This window comes from Pseudomonas sp. TE4620, assembly GCF_056279045.1.
Genome location: NZ_JBWBQO010000001.1, coordinates 3,106,551 through 3,122,956, shown reverse-complemented (window position 1 = coordinate 3,122,956; position 16,406 = coordinate 3,106,551). Strand labels below are relative to the sequence as shown.

General features: G+C 62.9%; 19 protein-coding genes. 7 read left to right on the top strand and 12 right to left on the bottom strand.

Translation table 11 applies throughout. From position 1 onward, the window contains the following. Positions 1 to 71: 71 nt before the first annotated feature. The 8 genes from ACZ9A3_RS14410 to ACZ9A3_RS14375 form a co-directional block, all read right to left on the bottom strand. Positions 72 to 317: a hypothetical protein gene (locus ACZ9A3_RS14410; protein ID WP_476252847.1), complete on the bottom strand. Its 246-nt coding sequence runs from the start codon at positions 315 to 317 to the stop codon at positions 72 to 74. A 6-nt stretch (positions 318 to 323) separates the two neighbouring features. Then, positions 324 to 809 (bottom strand): hypothetical protein, encoded by a 486-nt coding sequence (locus ACZ9A3_RS14405; RefSeq protein WP_476252846.1) that lies wholly within the window; start codon positions 807 to 809, stop codon positions 324 to 326. A gap of 148 nt (positions 810 to 957) precedes the next feature. Further along, the gene (locus ACZ9A3_RS14400; RefSeq protein ID WP_093381029.1) at positions 958 to 1,200 is read right to left on the bottom strand and encodes a hypothetical protein; all 243 of its coding nucleotides are present in this window, start codon (positions 1,198 to 1,200) and stop codon (positions 958 to 960) included. 12 nt (positions 1,201 to 1,212) lie between these two features. Next, complete coding sequence (locus tag ACZ9A3_RS14395) at positions 1,213 to 1,692, bottom strand: hypothetical protein (RefSeq protein WP_045194668.1); 480 nt, start codon at positions 1,690 to 1,692, stop codon at positions 1,213 to 1,215. A 118-nt stretch (positions 1,693 to 1,810) separates the two neighbouring features. Beyond that, the gene (locus tag ACZ9A3_RS14390; protein WP_476252845.1) at positions 1,811 to 3,196 is read right to left on the bottom strand and encodes a hypothetical protein; all 1,386 of its coding nucleotides are present in this window, start codon (positions 3,194 to 3,196) and stop codon (positions 1,811 to 1,813) included. A gap of 21 nt (positions 3,197 to 3,217) precedes the next feature. Further along, positions 3,218 to 4,075: an ammonia-dependent NAD(+) synthetase gene (gene nadE / locus ACZ9A3_RS14385; protein ID WP_045194663.1), complete on the bottom strand. Its 858-nt coding sequence runs from the start codon at positions 4,073 to 4,075 to the stop codon at positions 3,218 to 3,220. Between the two features lie 11 nt (positions 4,076 to 4,086). After that, on the bottom strand, positions 4,087 to 5,292 hold the full coding sequence (pncB, locus tag ACZ9A3_RS14380; protein ID WP_045194661.1) for a nicotinate phosphoribosyltransferase: 1,206 nt from the start codon (positions 5,290 to 5,292) through the stop codon (positions 4,087 to 4,089). A gap of 2 nt (positions 5,293 to 5,294) precedes the next feature. Next, on the bottom strand, positions 5,295 to 5,939 hold the full coding sequence (locus ACZ9A3_RS14375; protein WP_093381037.1) for a nicotinamidase: 645 nt from the start codon (positions 5,937 to 5,939) through the stop codon (positions 5,295 to 5,297). 99 nt (positions 5,940 to 6,038) lie between these two features. Here ACZ9A3_RS14375 and ACZ9A3_RS14370 point away from each other — a divergent pair, with 99 nt between their 5' ends. Genes ACZ9A3_RS14370 through ACZ9A3_RS14360 form a run of 3 tightly spaced genes read left to right on the top strand, consistent with a single transcriptional unit; the run spans position 6,039 to position 7,799 of the window. After that, a complete protein-coding gene (locus tag ACZ9A3_RS14370) occupies positions 6,039 to 6,599 on the top strand; it encodes an adenylyltransferase/cytidyltransferase family protein (protein ID WP_093381040.1) in 561 nt (186 codons plus the stop codon). Beyond that, a complete protein-coding gene (locus ACZ9A3_RS14365) occupies positions 6,596 to 7,306 on the top strand; it encodes an NrtR DNA-binding winged helix domain-containing protein (RefSeq protein ID WP_093381042.1) in 711 nt (236 codons plus the stop codon). Before ACZ9A3_RS14370 ends, ACZ9A3_RS14365 begins: the two co-directional genes overlap by 4 nt. Positions 7,307 to 7,331: 25 nt before the next feature. Further along, on the top strand, positions 7,332 to 7,799 hold the full coding sequence (locus ACZ9A3_RS14360; RefSeq protein ID WP_093381044.1) for a GNAT family N-acetyltransferase: 468 nt from the start codon (positions 7,332 to 7,334) through the stop codon (positions 7,797 to 7,799). Between the two features lie 162 nt (positions 7,800 to 7,961). On the opposite strand, the gene ACZ9A3_RS14355 is transcribed toward ACZ9A3_RS14360, so the two are convergent. Then, positions 7,962 to 8,627, bottom strand: a complete 666-nt coding sequence (locus ACZ9A3_RS14355; protein WP_476252844.1) for a hypothetical protein — start codon at positions 8,625 to 8,627, stop codon at positions 7,962 to 7,964. An 82-nt stretch (positions 8,628 to 8,709) separates the two neighbouring features. On the opposite strand from ACZ9A3_RS14355, the gene ACZ9A3_RS14350 reads away from it, so the two are divergent. Beyond that, the gene (locus ACZ9A3_RS14350; protein ID WP_093381047.1) at positions 8,710 to 9,498 is read left to right on the top strand and encodes a suppressor of fused domain protein; all 789 of its coding nucleotides are present in this window, start codon (positions 8,710 to 8,712) and stop codon (positions 9,496 to 9,498) included. 104 nt (positions 9,499 to 9,602) lie between these two features. On the opposite strand, the gene ACZ9A3_RS14345 is transcribed toward ACZ9A3_RS14350, so the two are convergent. Beyond that, positions 9,603 to 10,244, bottom strand: a complete 642-nt coding sequence (locus tag ACZ9A3_RS14345) for a LysE family translocator (RefSeq protein WP_045194649.1) — start codon at positions 10,242 to 10,244, stop codon at positions 9,603 to 9,605. Between the two features lie 43 nt (positions 10,245 to 10,287). Then, positions 10,288 to 11,160 carry a LysR family transcriptional regulator gene (locus tag ACZ9A3_RS14340; RefSeq protein WP_093381050.1) on the bottom strand — a complete coding sequence of 291 codons (873 nt, stop codon included), beginning with the start codon at positions 11,158 to 11,160 and terminating at the stop codon, positions 10,288 to 10,290. A 132-nt stretch (positions 11,161 to 11,292) separates the two neighbouring features. On the opposite strand from ACZ9A3_RS14340, the gene ACZ9A3_RS14335 reads away from it, so the two are divergent. Beyond that, positions 11,293 to 12,594: an NAD(P)/FAD-dependent oxidoreductase gene (locus ACZ9A3_RS14335; protein WP_213603805.1), complete on the top strand. Its 1,302-nt coding sequence runs from the start codon at positions 11,293 to 11,295 to the stop codon at positions 12,592 to 12,594. A gap of 47 nt (positions 12,595 to 12,641) precedes the next feature. After that, a complete protein-coding gene (locus ACZ9A3_RS14330) occupies positions 12,642 to 13,730 on the top strand; it encodes a polyamine ABC transporter substrate-binding protein (protein ID WP_476252843.1) in 1,089 nt (362 codons plus the stop codon). 15 nt (positions 13,731 to 13,745) lie between these two features. Here ACZ9A3_RS14330 and ACZ9A3_RS14325 read toward each other — a convergent pair whose 3' ends face one another. After that, complete coding sequence (locus tag ACZ9A3_RS14325; protein ID WP_476252842.1) at positions 13,746 to 14,804, bottom strand: NAD(P)-dependent alcohol dehydrogenase; 1,059 nt, start codon at positions 14,802 to 14,804, stop codon at positions 13,746 to 13,748. A 180-nt stretch (positions 14,805 to 14,984) separates the two neighbouring features. Here ACZ9A3_RS14325 and ACZ9A3_RS14320 point away from each other — a divergent pair, with 180 nt between their 5' ends. Then, positions 14,985 to 16,337: a vWA domain-containing protein gene (locus ACZ9A3_RS14320; protein ID WP_258594164.1), complete on the top strand. Its 1,353-nt coding sequence runs from the start codon at positions 14,985 to 14,987 to the stop codon at positions 16,335 to 16,337. The last annotated feature ends 69 nt before the right edge of the window (positions 16,338 to 16,406 follow it).

Sequence of the window (16,406 nt, the reverse complement as noted above, 5' to 3'; positions counted from 1 at the left end):
GTGATCCAGAAAGGCGATGATGATCAACGCGTAACATAGCTGGGTAACTTCAGACATGATGTGTGCTCTGCTCAGTCATCGTCTTCGTGGCGGTTGCGTCTGAAGAACAACTCAAGTCCTCCGACAATTGCAAAAAGCGAAACCAGATACAGATCAAAGCCGCCCCAGTAACTTTTTTCGCTCAGCGTGACTCTACCCAGCAGGCCGCCCATCAAGAATATCAAGCTTAGCCATTTTCGTAATTTCGAGGGTTTGAGCAGGCGCTCAATCAGTGCGAAGAATACGAAGGCGATAAAAAATTGACCGAATTCCGTCATGTGTTTTCAGCCTTGATTCTTGATGATCGTCGAAACGCTTGACTGCTGAGTGCCGATGCCGCCGCTGACAAGTGCCTGGATAATGACGATTACGTCACCCGCGTGGTGAGTGGGGAGTCTGCGCTTGGCCAAGTAAGTTGTTATCGCTGTAACGGCTGTTCCGACGATTGCCTTTGTAAGCAGGCCGACAGGCCCCCCTGCAGCGCTGCCGACAACACCGGAAGTATAAATTCTCTGGTCATTCAGCTTGTCTGCTTGACGCCGATTAAGCGGTTGGGAAACAGCGACTCTCATCTCACAAACACGATTACCGGCCTGCATTCTATCGTAGAGCGCCACCAGCATTGTGTTGACCTGATAGTGCGCCCCCTTCGCCTCGCTGATATGCAACTCGCGCAGCTTCGCGCGATCTTCCGGCAGGACCACAATTTGCGAGACGTGGAAAACAATGCCGAAGTTGCCGGCGTACTCATAGGTTTTTTCGATCTGCACAACAACCTTCCCTGTGTAATACAGACGCGCCAGGCGCACCTCATCGACGTGCAGGGAAAGATGCCCAAATCAATTTCGGGCGTATGTCGTACTACTCCGGTATCAAGGTAGGACCGATCCCAAATTAGCGATCAGCCCCAGGAAACGCTCAGCCAACCGGCGCAAACCGACGACGTTTGAGGAACAGCCCTACACCCAGGGCGACGGCGAAGATCGACAGCAGCCCCAGGTCGGCCCCCAGCAGGCGGGCCTGGCTTGCCGCTACGCAGCCGACCGCGCCAGCGGCCACCAGCGCCAGGCCCAGCCACTTGCGCAGCGGGTAGGGCTTGAGAAAGCGATCAAGCAAAAAGAACAGCACCAGGGCCAGAACCAGCTGGGTAATCTCGGACATGTGCGGCTTCACTCAGGTCTTGATGATCAGGGTCGAAATGGTGCTCTGCGGGCCGATGCCGCCGTTGACCCGCGCTTCAATGCTGACCAGCACGTCGCCGGCATGGTAGGTGGGCAGGATTTCGTTGGCGTACATGCGCACACCGGCACCCACCGGGACGCCGACATAGGGCGAGGCGACGGAACTGGCGGCGCCGGCGAAGGCCGAGGCGGCGAGGTTGGCGACCTTGGTGCGCTGGGCATTGAGCACGTCGCCCTGCTGGCGGGTCAACGGCTTGGAGATGCCGATCATCATGGTGCACGGCAGGTTCTTGGCGAGCATCTTGTCGTAGACCTCGACCACCTTGCTGTTCACTTCATAGTGAGCGCTTTTCGCTTCGCCAAAATGCAGCTCACGCAGGCGCCCGCGTTCGCTGTCGGTGAGGGTGATCTGCGAGACGTTGAAGACGATCCCGTGTTGGCCCATGTATTGGAAAGTCCCTTCGAACTTCATTGCACGCATCCTTTCGAGGCAAAGGCGGCGATTCTGTACAAGGATCGCCGTCGGTGCAAATCATTGTGCCAGGGTTGTGATCAACTCGTGGCTTGGAGGTGAGAGGGCCCCAAGGGGTTCACTTCACCGTCTGCAGACGCAGGTCGCTGTAGTAAAAGGCGTTCTTGTCGGTGCTGGCATTGAAGAAGTAGCCGTAGTCTTCCAGGTAGAACAGGTGATTCACGCGTTTGTACTCGTCACCCTTTACGCTGCAGTCGAGTGCCTTGGCATTGCCACTCAAGCTGGCGTTGAGGGTGTTGGCCGGCAGTTGCTGTTGCACGGTGCACTCGGTGATCTTCAGATCCTTGTCGTACTGGCCAATCACGCTGTTGTTGGTCACACCTTGCTGTGAATAGCTGAGTTTGCTGCCCACCGCCATGGTCTTCCAGTCACCCTTGAAGCTCAGGCTGGTCAGCGCGCTGCTTTCACTCATGCCGGTAAAGTCGCTTTTGCTTACCAGCGGGATCAATCCGCGCCAGGTGACCTTTTGCGCCTCATAGCCTTTGCCACGCAGGATCAGCACTTGCTGGCGGCTGTTGGCATCGACGGAGAGAAAGTGCTCTTCGCGCATGGGCGACGTCTTGCCTTTCATGGTCGAGCTGCCGACGGTTTCCAGGTAGGTTAGCGGCTGCACTGGCGTGGGCAGTTGCAGGCGCTCGAGGGCGACCATCACCGACGGGCTGACCGGCGGCATCACCCCGGTGACGATCGGTGCCTTGAAGCGCGGGCTGAACAGCGCCAGTTGCGCGAGTTTGTCCGGCGTTGCGCAGGCCAGATCGTACAGCGCCTGGTAATCGGCGTTGCTGCCAGCCACAGGCGCGGGCTTGGGCAGTGACGGGACCATGCCGTCGGTGACCCGGTTGTCGGCATCGACATCGTAGCCGGCCAGCAGGGTGTAGGTGCCGGTGCTGCAGTTGAAGCGGTGATGCTCACGCTTTTGCGCGTAGGGGGCGTTGTACGGCAGGTCGAGGAGGATGCTCGGCTGGTCGAAGGCGGCCCACAGGCTGACCTCGTCGCCGATTTTGGCGATGCTGTTGCGCTCGACCAGCACCCATGGCTCGCCCTCTTCACCTTTAAGCTTGCGCCAGTCGGGCTTTGCTTGAGCCTTGCAGGCCTGGGCGAAGCTGGGGTTATTCAGCAGGGTGGCATGGTAGCGAGCCGGCATCGGCTGCGGTGGGGCATAGCCGCTGGTGCTTTTGAAGTAGGCACGCTGGTCGGCGTCCAGGTACATGATCGCCACGTTCGGCTCGATGCACGAGGCTTCGAGCTGGAAACTGCGATCACTCAGGCCGTTGTTGGCCGGTACCTTGATCTGGAAACTCAGCACATCGCCTTCGCGATACAAACTGTTGGCCGACAGCGGCTGGGCGAGCATGTTGCCGATGTACTGGTCGAGACTGTCCTTGGAAGGCGTCGCGCAGCCCGTGAGGGTCGCGGCTGCCAGTGTGATGATCAGACGTTGCACAACAAGCTCCGGTGAGTCCATTCAAGGTGGCGGCATTGTAGCGAAACTTGTCTTGGGTGCCTTGGGCAATTCGCGCTTGTGCCGGGTCTTGTCGTAGGCACTGATGATGGTTGTGGCCACGGCGTCATCGACCTCTTCGCCGTGCAAAAAGGCATCGATCTGCGCGTAGCTGACGCCGTAGACCTGCTCGTCGGCCAGGCCCGGGCGTAACTCTTCAAGGTCGGCGGTCGGCACCTTGTGTACCAGGTGTTCAGGCGCACCGAGGGCGGCGGCGATGGCCCGCACCTGGCCTTTGCCCAGCCCGCTCAGCGGCGCCAGGTCGCAGGCGCCGTCACCGAACTTGGTGAAAAACCCCATCACCGCTTCGGCGCCATGGTCGGTGCCGATCACCAGGCCATGGCGGGCATTGGCCAGGGTGTACTGAGCGAGCATGCGCAGGCGTGCCTTGACGTTGCCGAGGACAAAATCCCGCTGGCTGTCAGCCAGTGTGGCCAGTTGCGGCAGTTGCCCGGCCAGGCCCTGAACGCCATCGGCAATGTTCACCGTCACGCACTCATCGGCGCCGACAAAGGCCAGGGCCGCCTGGGCATCGGGCTCGTCATGCTGGGTGTTGTGCGGCAGGCGCATGGCGATGAAGCGGTAGCCGTTGTCGGCCTGTTCGCTGCGCAATTGCTCGACCGCCAACTGTGCCAGGCGCCCGGCGGTGGACGAGTCGACGCCGCCACTGATGCCCAGCACCAGCACTTTCAGGCGCGCTTCGAGCAGGGTCTGCTTGATGAAGTCGATGCGCTGGCGGATCTCACTCGCCACTGCCGCACCGTCTGCGAAGGGCGCCACCACGCCCAGGGCCTGGGCAATCTCGATCTGACGACTGTTCATGTGCTGCTCCTTCACTGGCCTTCGACCTTGAACACGTGCTTGAGGTAGCTGACGAAGTTCTCGTCGCGGCATTGGGTCTTGCCCGGGCTGTCGGAGATCTTCGCCACCGGCGCGCCGTTGCAGGCGGTCATCTTGATCACGATGTTCATCGGCTCAACACCTGGAATGTCGCAGGTCAGGTTGGTGCCGATGCCGAAGCTGACGTTGATCCGCGGGCTGAGCTCGCGGTACAGGTGCAGGGTCTTGGCGAAGTTCAGGCCATCGGAAAACACCAGGGTCTTGCTCTTGGGGTCGATACCGAGTTTTTCGTAGTGGGCGATGGCCTTGTTGGCCCAGAGCAACGGGTCGCCGGAGTCGTGGCGCAGGCCGTCGAACAGCTTGGCAAAGTACAGGTCGCAGTCCTTGAGGAAGGCGTCCATGCCGATGCAATCGGTCAGGGCGATGCCCAGCAACCCGCGGTATTCCTTGACCCAGCATTCCAGCGCGGCGACCTGGCTGTCGATCAGCCGCGGGCCCAGTTGCTGGTGGGCCATGAACCATTCGTGGGCCATGGTGCCGATCGGCTTGATGTCCAGCTCGCGGGCCAGGTGCACGTTGCTGGTGCCGACAAAACGCCCCGGGAAATCCTGCTTGAGGGTGTGTACCACGTGCTCCTGGACCCGGTAGGAAAAGCGCCGGCGGGTGCCGAAATCAGCCAGTTGCAGGCCGGCCAGTTCCGCTGGCGACGCTTCGGCCTTGAGCCAGTCGAGTTTCTGGTACAGGCGCTCGCCGACCTGCTCCATCACCACTTCGCGGTAGCGGTAGCGGTTGCGCACCTCCGAGACGATTGCCAGCAACGGGATCTCGTAGAGGATCACGTGCAGCCAGGGTCCGCGCAGGCGGATTGCCAGTTGTCCGGCGTCATCGATGCCAACGTGCACGTAGCGCAGGTTGAAGCGGAACAGGCTGAGAAAGCGGATGAAGTCCGGCTTGATGAAGGGGATGCGCCCCAGGTACGCCAGTTGATCCTGAGTGATCGAGACCTCGGCCAGTTGCTCGATCTGGTAGCGGATCTCGGCCAGGTACGGGGTCAGGTCTTCGCTGTTGCGGCAACGGAATTCCCATTCCACCTCGGCGTTGGGGTAGTTGTGCAGTACCGCCTGCATCATGGTGATTTTGTAGAAGTCGGTGTCCAGCAGGTTCTGGATGATGCTTGGGCCGAAGACGCTCTCGCTCATGTTCATGCTCCCTTGAATGCGTTCAGTTGCTGGTCGAGGCTGGCGAGGTCGGCGCAGGCGATCACGCCGTGCCCGGTCATCTCGGCCAGGGCCTCGGCGCCGCCCTGGGCACAAATCGCCCGGCACGCCGGTTGATAGAGGAACACCTGCAAGCCTGCAGCCTGCAATTGCAGGGCGGTGTTCTTGACGCAGAAATCCAGGGCCAGGCCGCCGACGATCACCGCCTGCACGCCATGCACCTTGAGGTATTCGATGACTCCGGTGGAGCGGCGGTTGGCCAGGTCGTGGTAGCAGGCGCCGTAAGGGTGCAGGTCGGGCTCGATGCCTTTCCACACGAAAAAGTCGTAGTCGATCGGCGCGGGCAGGCCGGCCAGCAGCTCGAAGCCCGGCGTGCCCGGTACGCAGTGGCTGACCCAGGTCAGGTCGGCGTTGGCCATGCCCAGCGGCTGCAGCATCTCGGCGTGGCTGCCGACCACCCAGGCGGCTTTTGGCGTGTGCGCATCCTTGCTGCCGATGCGCAGGCTGGCGCGTTCGGCCATGGCGTTGAGGGCCGGGGCGATCTCGGCGCCGCCGGGTACCGGTAACTCATTGGGGGCGTTGTCGGTGAAGCCGTTCTGGGCGTCGACATCGAAGCTGGCGATTTTCATGCGGTGCCTCCTGCGCTGGGTGTGGACACATAATTCACTAGGTGTAATATGTATGTCAACCGCTTTTTCTTTTTCACAAGCAATCATGGTGGATATAGTATGCATAGTGAAATATATGAGTCGGCTCCGGTGCGGTTTCGCCTGGCGGTCTACGGTGGGGCCTTTGACCCGCCGCACCCCGGGCATTTGAGCGTGATCACCCGGGCGCTGCAGTGGGCCGAGCAGGTGCTCGTGGTGCCCAGTTACCGGCATGCCCATGGCAAGCGCATGGTCGACTTCGACCTGCGCTGGCGCTGGTTGCAACGGCTGATCGCGCGCCTGGATAACCCGCGGGTCAGTTGCTCGGCGGTGGAGCGAGAGCTGGGCGGCGAGGGCGGGGCGGTGTACAGCTATGATTTGCTCTGTGCCTTGAGCGAGCGCAGCGGTATTGCCCGCGCTGATATCGCCCTGGTCATCGGCGAGGATAACCAGGCCAATGTCGCGGGCTTTTACCGAGGCCAGGAACTGCTGGCGGACTTCGGCCTGCTGGTAGCCGAGGAGCAACTGGGCGTGCACAGCTCGGCGATCCGCGCCGGCCTGCGCAGTGGCCAGGCGCTGCCGGCGGCCTGGTGCCTGGCCGACATCGTTGACGAGTTTGAGGTGTATAGGAGTCCACAGTGAGTGCTGCAGAAGTACTGGCCAGCGTCGACATCGTCGCGTTGCGCCTGCATCCCGAAAGCAAACAGCTGCAAGTGTTGCTGTACCGGCGCGAGCGCGCGCCCCACGAAGGTGAATGGGCGCTGCCGGGGGTGATCGTCAACGGCCGCACCCCGGACAACACCCTGGCGGCCGCGGCGGACCGGGCGATGAGCGAAAAAGCGCGGATTTTGCCGCGTCACCTGGAACAGGTGGGCACCGAAGGCAATGCCTTTCGCGACCCGCGCGGCTGGTCGATGAGCACCTACTACCTGGCCTTGCTGGGCCCGCAGGTCGAGGCCGGCAGCGAGCAGCTGTGCTTTGTCGACGTCGCCAGCGTCATCGGCCGCAAGCGGGTACTGCCGTTCGACCACAACCTGCTGGTGCAACTGGCCTGCGAGCGCCTGGCCTCCAAGGCGGTGTACACCAACCTGCCGCTGTACCTGGCGCCGGAGCGCTTCACCGTGCTCGATGCCTTGAACGCGGTGCAGGCTTGCCTGGGTCACCCGGTCAACAACACCTCCCTGCGCAAGCGCCTGGAGCGCATGAAGGACGAAGGCTGGATTCGCGACACCGGCGAAAAGAACTTCCCGAAAATGGGCCGGCCGCAGCAACTGTTCGAACACACGCCAAAAGCCGAGACGCCGTTCGTGTTTGACCGTAGCCTGTTGCCCGAGCGCTCTGGCGCCTGAGCCAAAATACAAAAAAGGACATCACATGCCGAACCTGGAATGGCTTGAACAGCACATGCAGCACTGCGACACCTTCGCTGAGCGGCTGTACCGGCAATTCAGCTACGAATACGCCGGTATCCCGCTCAAGCAATGGCAGCGCGAGTTTGCCGAGGGCCAGCGCAATGGCGACTGGCAATGCCTGGTGGCGCTGCAAGACGGCCGCTTGCTTGGCGGTGCCGCGCTGGCTCGCGACGACTTGCCCGGGCGCCCGGAGCTTGGGCCCTGGCTTGCGTGTGTGCTGGTTGAACCGCAAGCCCGCGGGCAAGGCCTGGCGGAAAAACTGATTGAAGGAATCTGCCAGCAGGCCCGGGAGCGCGGCGTGGCCACCCTGTACCTGCACACCCATGACCAGAGCGCGTACTACGCCAAACGCGGCTGGAGCGTGCGCGAGCAGTTCGAGGCGTGGGGCAAGGCGCAGTGGTTGATGTCGCGGGAGTTGCTTGGCCAGTAGGCCCTTAGGCTTTGTACGAAAAGTGCCTGCGCGACGATCATGCTGCGTTGAAAACAGGCTCGGAATGCTCATTTACAACTCGTAAAGTCGTGCGCGACCCCGGCCGTTCCTCGCCTGTTTTCGCCTTGCCTGATCGCCGCTCGGCGACTTTTCGTACAAACCCTAGCTTCGCAGGTAGTTGTCGTGTAGGTCTTTGAGTGGCCGAGCAACCTTCAGCGCCTGCTCAACCGCCATGAGCTCCCGACCTTCCAGCGTGCGCCGGCCTAACGAATAGAAAGCGCCGCCCGGGTCGACATGCGCCGAGAACAGCCCGAAAACCTCATCGCCTGTCACCTCGAGCAGCAGTTCCATATGCGCTTCAAACGGCGTGCAGGCACTCAGGTAGGTCAGCCCCCCGACCACCGCGCGGGCACTCCAGCAGGCTTCCTCCAGGGCAATGATCGGCCCTTGTTCAGTAGCGATTTGCCCCAGCGACCAGGCGCTCTGCTCGCGTGGCAGCGACCTGAGCATGGGCAGTAGTTGCTCGCTACCAAGGATGTCGAGTTCATGGCTGTCGCCCCTGCTGCAGAGCACCTTTGCCTTGAGCAAGTAGCTCTGGGCAATTTCCGAAGGCTGCTCGCTCCAGCCATTGACGGCGGACAGCGGCGGGCACCATAGCAGTTGCACGGTCTCGCCAGCCTGCACAGCATCGTGCCGGTCGAACTGCGCCCAGGTCTTGTCGCCGGCTTTCGGCACAAGGGCCTGCAGGTCGAGGGTCGGTGCGCTGTAGTCAATGCCGGGCACGTTGCGCCAGCTTGAGGGCCAGCAGGTTTTCAGCGAAGGAGGCATCAGATCGGTTTGCTGGTTGGCCAAGGGTAGTACGGATGCTAGTGAGTGGTTAGCATTGCTGTCCACTTCGCAAGGATCGCCGATGAACATCTTCAAAAAACTGCTCGACGCATTTAAACAGCCAGCGTCCCAGGAAACCCCGCCAATCCTGCAAGCTGAAGCCGACAACCAGGCCGCCAGGCTTGCCAGCGAAGCCTGCCTGGATCGTCACTGGAGCAGTGTCGGCACAGTGGAGCGCGATGTCCTGGCCTACCTCATCAGCCCCAGCTTTGCCGGTGGCCCGCACTGGCCCTCGACCCGCCAGGCCTACCGCGTGGTGCGCCGTGGCGACTCGATCATCCTGGCAACCGAAGGCTTGTCCGACCCCTTCGACGATGACCAGGGGCAGGGCAATGGTTTCGAGATGGAGTTGTTCGTCGAAACCCCGGACATTCCCGAACATGCCCGTGGGCCGTTGGGCGAAGTCGACCCGTTCAAGGGCAGCTGGGCCTTCGAGCTGATCGAGAACATCGCCAAGACCGTGGCCGATGCCGGTGGCATCACCCAGCAGTTGGAGCGCTACGGCGCGCTGTCCCTGGAACTGCCCGGGTTCAGTGAATCGCACCACATAGCCAGTCAGGTGCCCAAACACTTCGTCACCGACGACGACAGCATCGGTGTACTGTTGGGCGGCCCGGCGCCAGACTTCCCGACCCGCCTTCAAGACATGCCGCTATCGCCCGTCACCTTGGTACCGGTGGTGCTGATCACCGCGGCGGAGCTTGAATACATCCGCGCCGGCGGCGGCGCGGCTCGTGCCGATCTGGTCAGCCGCCTACAGGCGGCCGGAGTGGGGCATGTCAGCAGCCTGCAGCGCGCCAGCGTGGTGTGATGCGGCCGTTTCAGTCAACACATCAATTATTGCCCGATTTGCGACCGCTACCCGTTCGATCGCTGGCAAGGCCAGCGCCCACAAGGTTTACGCTGCTCTGCGGATCAAGCGCCCTGACGGCGCATGGTCAGGATCGCCGCGCCAAAGCAGATAAACGTCGAACCCACCACCCGGCTGACCCAGCGTGAGAACGCCGGCCGGGTCAGGACGCCCTTGGCCCGCGAGGCGAGGGCGGCGTACAGGCTTAGCGAGGTCAGCGACAAGGCCATGAAGATCGCCGTGAGGATCAGGAACTGCGGCAGCAGCGCGGCGCTCTGGTCGATGAACTGCGGGAACAGCGCGGTGAAGAACATCGTTGCCTTGGGGTTGGTGGCAGCGGTGAGGAACGCCGATTTGTACAGCTTCAAGCGCGATGGCTTGACCTGTTCCTGGCCTGCGGCAACGTCGCTCGCCAGCATCGGGCTCTTTTTCATCAGCTGTTTGGCACCGAGGTAGAACAGGTAGCCGGCGCCGAGGATCTTCACCGCGTTGAACAGCCATTCGGAGCTGGCCAGCAGGGCACCGAGGCCGAGCATGGCCGCCGCTGACAGGCAGAACAGCCCGCTGGCATTGCCCAGTGAAGACCACACCGCGAAACGCGGCCCATAGGCCAGGCTGTTGTTGATCGCCATCAGCGTGGCGGGGCCAGGGCTGGCGATGGCAATCGCGGCAACCAGGGTGAAGGCAAGCAGTGCGTGAAGATCCATTTTCAGGCTCTAGAAGGTGGAGTAGGCACAGAATGTAACAGGATCAGCCACCGCTCTGCTCGGCAAACCACTGCATCACCAGCGCACACGCCGGATGCCCGGCCCCTGCCGCCTGCAGGCACAACGAATAGACCCCGCCGGTTTTCAGCGGCTGGCCGAACGGCACGACCAGCACGCCACGATCGATCGACTCCTGCGCCAGAGTCAGGTCGGTCATCGCCACCCCCAGGCCACGCGCTGCCGCATCCAGGGCCAGTTCGTCGAGGTTGAAGGGCAGGTGCCGGTAATCCGCCAGCGCCTTGTTACCCCGCACCGCCAGCCATTGGCTCCAGGTCTGCTGGTCGGTGGAGCCATGGAGCAAGGCGAAGCGGCTCAGGCCGGCCTCTGAGCCCAGCCCCAGGCCGGGTTTGCACACCGGCACCAGGGTTTCCTCGAACAGCGTCGTGCAGGCAGGATCGCTGGATGGCGCCGGCAGGTAAACGATGTAGGCATCGCTTTCACTGCCCGGCTCGACAAGCTCTGTGGCCACGGTCTCGATCGCCAGCGAGATGTCCGGGTGCAAGCGATAGAACTCGTTGAGCCGCGGCAGCAGCCAGCGCACCGCCAGCGACACATGCATGCGGATGCGGAACGGGCGCTGTTGCGGCGACAGGCGTTGTTCAAGGCTTTGCAGTTGCTCGAGAATGCTCCGCGCGCTGGCCAGTACCTGCTCGCCCTCGGCAGTGAGCTGCAGGCTGCGGCTGCTGCGCACGAACATGGCCACGCCAAAGTGGCTCTCCAGCAACTGAATCTTGCGGCTCACCGCGCTCTGGGTCAGGCACAGGCGGTGCGCGGCCTGGGTGAAGCTGCCGGCATCGGCAACGGCGACCAGCGCCTGCAGGGCTTGCAGTGAAGGCAGGTGGCGAACTTTATCCATGCGTTTTTCGAATGCCCCGATGAATTTATAACGTTGGTTGAATCGGCACAGACCTTTTAAATTCTGGCCATGGCAACCGCCACCAGCATAAAACGTCCATGCGCTGTGTGCATACAGGTCGAGAGGTAATGCATGAAAAACCAATGTGGCTGGATTGCCCTGGCGGGCAGTTCACCGGCACGCGCTCGGCTGAGCGGCGCACAAAAAGCCGACTGGCTGGTGATCGGCGCCGGCATCACCGGGCTCAGCGCCGCCCATGCCCTGGCCGAGATGCACCCGCAGGCGCGGGTTGTCGTGGTCGATCGCCAGAGCGCTGCGCAAGGCGCGTCGGCGCGCAATTCCGGTTTTGTCGTCGCCCATGAGCACCCGGCAGACAGCGAACTACTGGGGCGCCCGGGCTTTGCCGACTACGAAATCGACACCACGATCGGCCAGGCCGCCAGCAACGAAGTGCGCCAGCGCATCGCGCGCCACAACATCGACTGCGAGTTTCGTGACGACGGCTACTTTTTTGCGGTCAACGACCCAGACAAACTCAGCCAGGTCGAAGCCAAGCTGGCAACCCTGCGTGCCGTGGGTGCCGAGGCGCAGTTCCTGCAAGGCGCGGCGCTCAAGCACAGGCTTGGTAGCGGTCATTACCAGGCTGCGATCTGGTGCGGCAACGGCAATGCCTTGCTGCAACCGGCCAAGTACGTGAAAGGCTTGCTCGATGCATTGCCAGCCAGTGTCACGCTGTACGAAGACACCGATATCAGCGGCCTTGAGCGCCTCGGCCAGGGCGGGATTCGCGCCAATACTGCCGATGGCAGTATCGAAGCCAAGCAGGTGCTGGTGTGCCTGAACGCTTTTATCCCGCGTGCCGGCATCGATCACAGCGCCACCTTTGCCATGGAGCTCAGCGCCAGCCTCACCCGGCCGATGACCGACGCCGAGTTCCGCGCCATCGGCAACGTCGAGCCCTGGGGCGTGCTCTCGACCCGGCCGCTGGGCGCCACAGTACGCCTGACCCCGGACCGCCGGGTGATGATCCGCAACACTGCCGAATACCGTGCCCGCGACCTCAACCCGAGTGAACTGGCCCAGCGTCAGCGGCACCACCTGCGCGGCCTGCAGCGGCGCTTTCCGTGGTTTGGCGCCGAAGATATCCAGTTCACCTGGAGCGGCCACCTCAGCGCCTCGCGCTCCGGCCAGGCGTATTTCGCCCGGGTCGAGGAGGGCGTGTTTGCCGTGGCCGGCTGCAATGGTTCGGGTGTCGCCCGCGGCACCCTGTGGGGGCGCTTGCTGGCAGAGCTTGCCAGCGGCCAAAGCTCACCGCTGCTGACCTCGGTCATGGCCCGCGCGCAACCCGGCTGGCTACCGCCCAAGCCGCTGCTCGACATCGGTGCCATGCTGCGTATGCGCGTGGAAGCGCTGCGAGCCAGGACTGAAATCTGACCCCACCTAGCCCAACAAAAACAAAGCTCGCCAAAAGGTGATTGATCATGTCATGCAAAACCCTGCCCCTGGTTGCCTTGCTCGCCACCTGTGCCACTGCCGCCCAGGCCGTGGAAGAAGTGAACATCTCCAACTGGAACGGCTACATCGCCGACGACACCTTGCCCAGCTTCACCAAGGCGACCGGTATCAAGGCCACCTACGACATTCATGACAGCAACGAGGTGCTCGAGTCCAAGCTGATGACCGGCAACACCGGCTATGACGTGGTCAGCCCCTCCAACCACTTCATGTCGCGGCTGATCAAGGCCGGGGCGATCCAGCCGCTGGACCGCAGCCAGTTGCCCAACTGGCAGAATCTCGACCCGCTGCTGATGAAAAAGCTCGAGGTCAACGACCCGGGCAACCAGTATGGATTCCCCTATATGTGGGGCACCGCCGGCATTGGCTACAACGTCGAGAGGATCAAGGCGATCTTCGGCAGTACCGACGTCACCCGTTCGTGGAAGCTGTTGTTTGACGTTGAGAACATTAAGAAGCTCAGCCAGTGCGGCGTGGCGATCATCGACAACCCGACGCAGATCCTGCCGATCACCCTCAACTACCTGGCCCTGCCGCACCACAGCCACACGCCTGCGCACTACAAGCAGGCCGAACAGGCGCTGCTGAAGATCCGCCCCTATGTGCAGTACTTTCATGCCTCCAAGTACATCAGTGACCTGGCCAACGGCAATATCTGCGCGGTGATCGGCTTCAACGGTGACGTGGTCCAGGCCGCGGCCAGCGCCAGGGAAGCCAACAATGGCATCGAGATCGCCTATTCGATCCCGGAGGAGGGCTCGACCCTGTGGATGGACATGCTGGTCATCCCCAAGAGCGCGCCCCATGAGAAAAACGCCTACGCCTACCTCAATTACCTGCTCGACCCGCAGGTGATCGCCAACGTCAGCAACAGCATCCACTACGCCAACCCTAACAGCGCGGCGGATGCGTTCCTGGCGCCGACGGTCAAGGACGATGCGGCGATCTACCCACCCAAGCGCGTGATGGAAAAACTCTTCACCGTCGAAGACCTGCCGCCGGCCATCGCCCGCCTGAGCACACGGCTGTGGACCAGGCTCAAGTCCAACACCTGAGCCCCCGAGGCGCTGTCAGGTCTTGGCAGGCGCCTGCAATGAGGCCATGTCGATGACGAAGCGGTAGCGCACATCGGAGCGCTCCATGCGCTCGAAGGCCTCGTTGATCTGCTCCATGCGGATCATTTCGCAGTCGGGCAGGATGTTCTTCTTGGCGCAGAAATCGAGCATTTCCTGAGTCTGGGCAATCCCGCCAATCGGCGAGCCGGCCAGGCGCCGGCGGCCGAGGATCAAGGGTACGGTCTGTTGCTCGTCGATCGGCCCGACCTGGCCGACGATCACCAGGGTGGCGTCGATGTCGAGCAAGGCCATGTAGGGCGAAACGTCGTGGCGCACCGGGATGGTGTCGATGATCAGATCGAAGCTTGAACGGGCGCTGGCCATGGCCTTGGCGTCGGAGGACACCAGCAGCTGGTCGGCACCCAGGGCCAGGGCGTCAGCGAGCTTGTCGGCGCTGCGGCTGACCACGGTGACATCGGCGCCCATGCCAGCAGCCAGTTTCACCGCCATATGGCCCAGGCCGCCCAGGCCCAGCACCGCCACCCGGCTGCCGGGGCCGACATTCCAGGTGCGCAGCGGCGAGTAGGTGGTGATCCCGGCGCACAGCAGCGGCGCTGCCTTGGCCAGGTCCAGGCCTTCGGGCACGCGCAGGACGAATTCCTCGCGCACCACAAGGTGCTTGGAGTAACCGCCGTAGGTCGGCGCCCTGGTGATGCGGTCCAGGCCATTGTAGGTCTGGGTGTTGGTCTCGCGGCACAGTTGTTCTTCGCCCTTGCGGCATTGGTCGCACTGCTGGCAGGAGTCGACCATGCACCCCACCGCCACGGCGTCGCCGACCTTGTAGCGTTTTACTGCGCTGCCGATTGCCGTGACCCGGCCGACGATCTCGTGCCCGGGCACGATCGGGTAGCGGCTGATGCCCCAGTCGTCGCGGGCCTGGTGCAGGTCGGAGTGGCACACCCCGCAGTAGAGGATCTCCATGGCCACATCGTTGGCGCGCAGTTCGCGGCGTTCGAACGGGAAGGGGGCGAGGGGCGCGTCGGGCCGTTGCGCTGCATATCCGATGGTGTACATAGGCACCTCTGAAGGTTGCGGACGGAGGGCAAGCTCAGCGCTTCAATATAGCTACCCGGGCGACTTTTGCCGGCCGTAGCCTCAGGCGACCAATGGTGGCGTTATGTCAGTTAAGCGGTTTGACAGGGTATTCACCGTGGCTATGATCCAGAAACAGCCCATGAGCAGGGAGCACAGGGCATGAGCACCGTTTCAGTTGTGCCGATCATCGATATATCGGAAAGCATGAGCCAATATGGGCACGTCGAGCAGGCGCTGATCGACACCCAGGCGTTCCTGCGCTTGCACAAGGCCGGCGACAAGCTCGCGGTGGTCGCCTGTGACCACAAGGCGCGCACGGTATTCACCGGCAACGGTGGCCTGGCCACGGTCGACCCGCTGCTCAACATCACCGCCAGCGCTGCCACTGCGGTCGCCGGGCTGGCCTTTGACGGGCTGTCCAGCGCCATCGGCCTGGGCCTGCAGCACAGTCGCAGTTTTCTCGACGCCTCGCGGCTGTCCCGCGCCTGCGTGCTGCTCAGCGACGGTCAGCATAATGACGGGCCTCCACCGCTGGAGGTGCTGCCGATCTACCCGGTGATGGCCTGCGCCCTCGGCCCGCAGGCAGACCAACACCTGTTGCAGCAGATTGCCCAACGCACCGGTGGTCGCTACTTCTATGCGCCGCGGGCGGTGGACTTGATGAAGGTCTACAACCAGATCCGCGCCTCCAGTGCCAGGGCGGCGCTACTGAACAACCAGTTGTGCGATATCGCCCAGCATGGCTACCAGTTGATTCCGGTGGTGATCGGCCAGCGCCCGGGTGCTGCGCAGTTGTCGCTGGTGTGGTCGCGCCGCGAAGTCAGCTACACCAGCGCCAGCCCGCGCGGCAATCAGCTCTCAGTAAGCCTGGTCGACCCCAGCGGCGCCGTCAGCCCGCGGGCGCCGAGCATCATCGGTGCCGGTTTTGTCATCTTCAATATTCCCCAGCCGGCACCGGGGCAGTGGTACCTGCAGGTCGAGTTCGCCGGCAGCGGGCAATCGATCAGTTGCACCGCCGGGGCGTTGCAGCACGGGGCAACGGTGCGCAGCGGCCTGGCCGACATCCGCCTGAGCGTGGAGATGGCCGCGCGGCACACGGCCGGCCAGCCGCTGCCGCTGACGGTGCACCTGGAGGCCGGTGGCGAAGTGCTCAGCAATGTCCGCGCCCATGCCATCGTGCAGGGGCCGACCATCAGCCTGGCCGACGCCCTGATCAAATACGACGACCAGCTCTACACCGTGCAGGCGCTGCCGTTCGACCGCGCCCAGGGCATCGCCGAACCCCTGGCGCGCCTGGCTGCGCTGCGTCATACCTTGCTGCCGGAACTGGACATCCTCGCCCATCAGGAACGGGTGGTGCACCTGGGCAGCGGCGCCGGTCAACTCGGTACCTGGCTCGACACCCCGGTGCCGGGCTCCTACAGCGTGCAGGTAGTGGTCAGCGGCGAAAGCCAGGCTTCGGGACCGTTCCAGCGTTGTGAGCTGGTCAGTGTGCTGGTGACCGCGGATTAATTTATTGCACCTGTCGTTCGTTCTCTTGAAAGCCACCGTACGCCATTGGCGTGACGGGCCCAATCAATC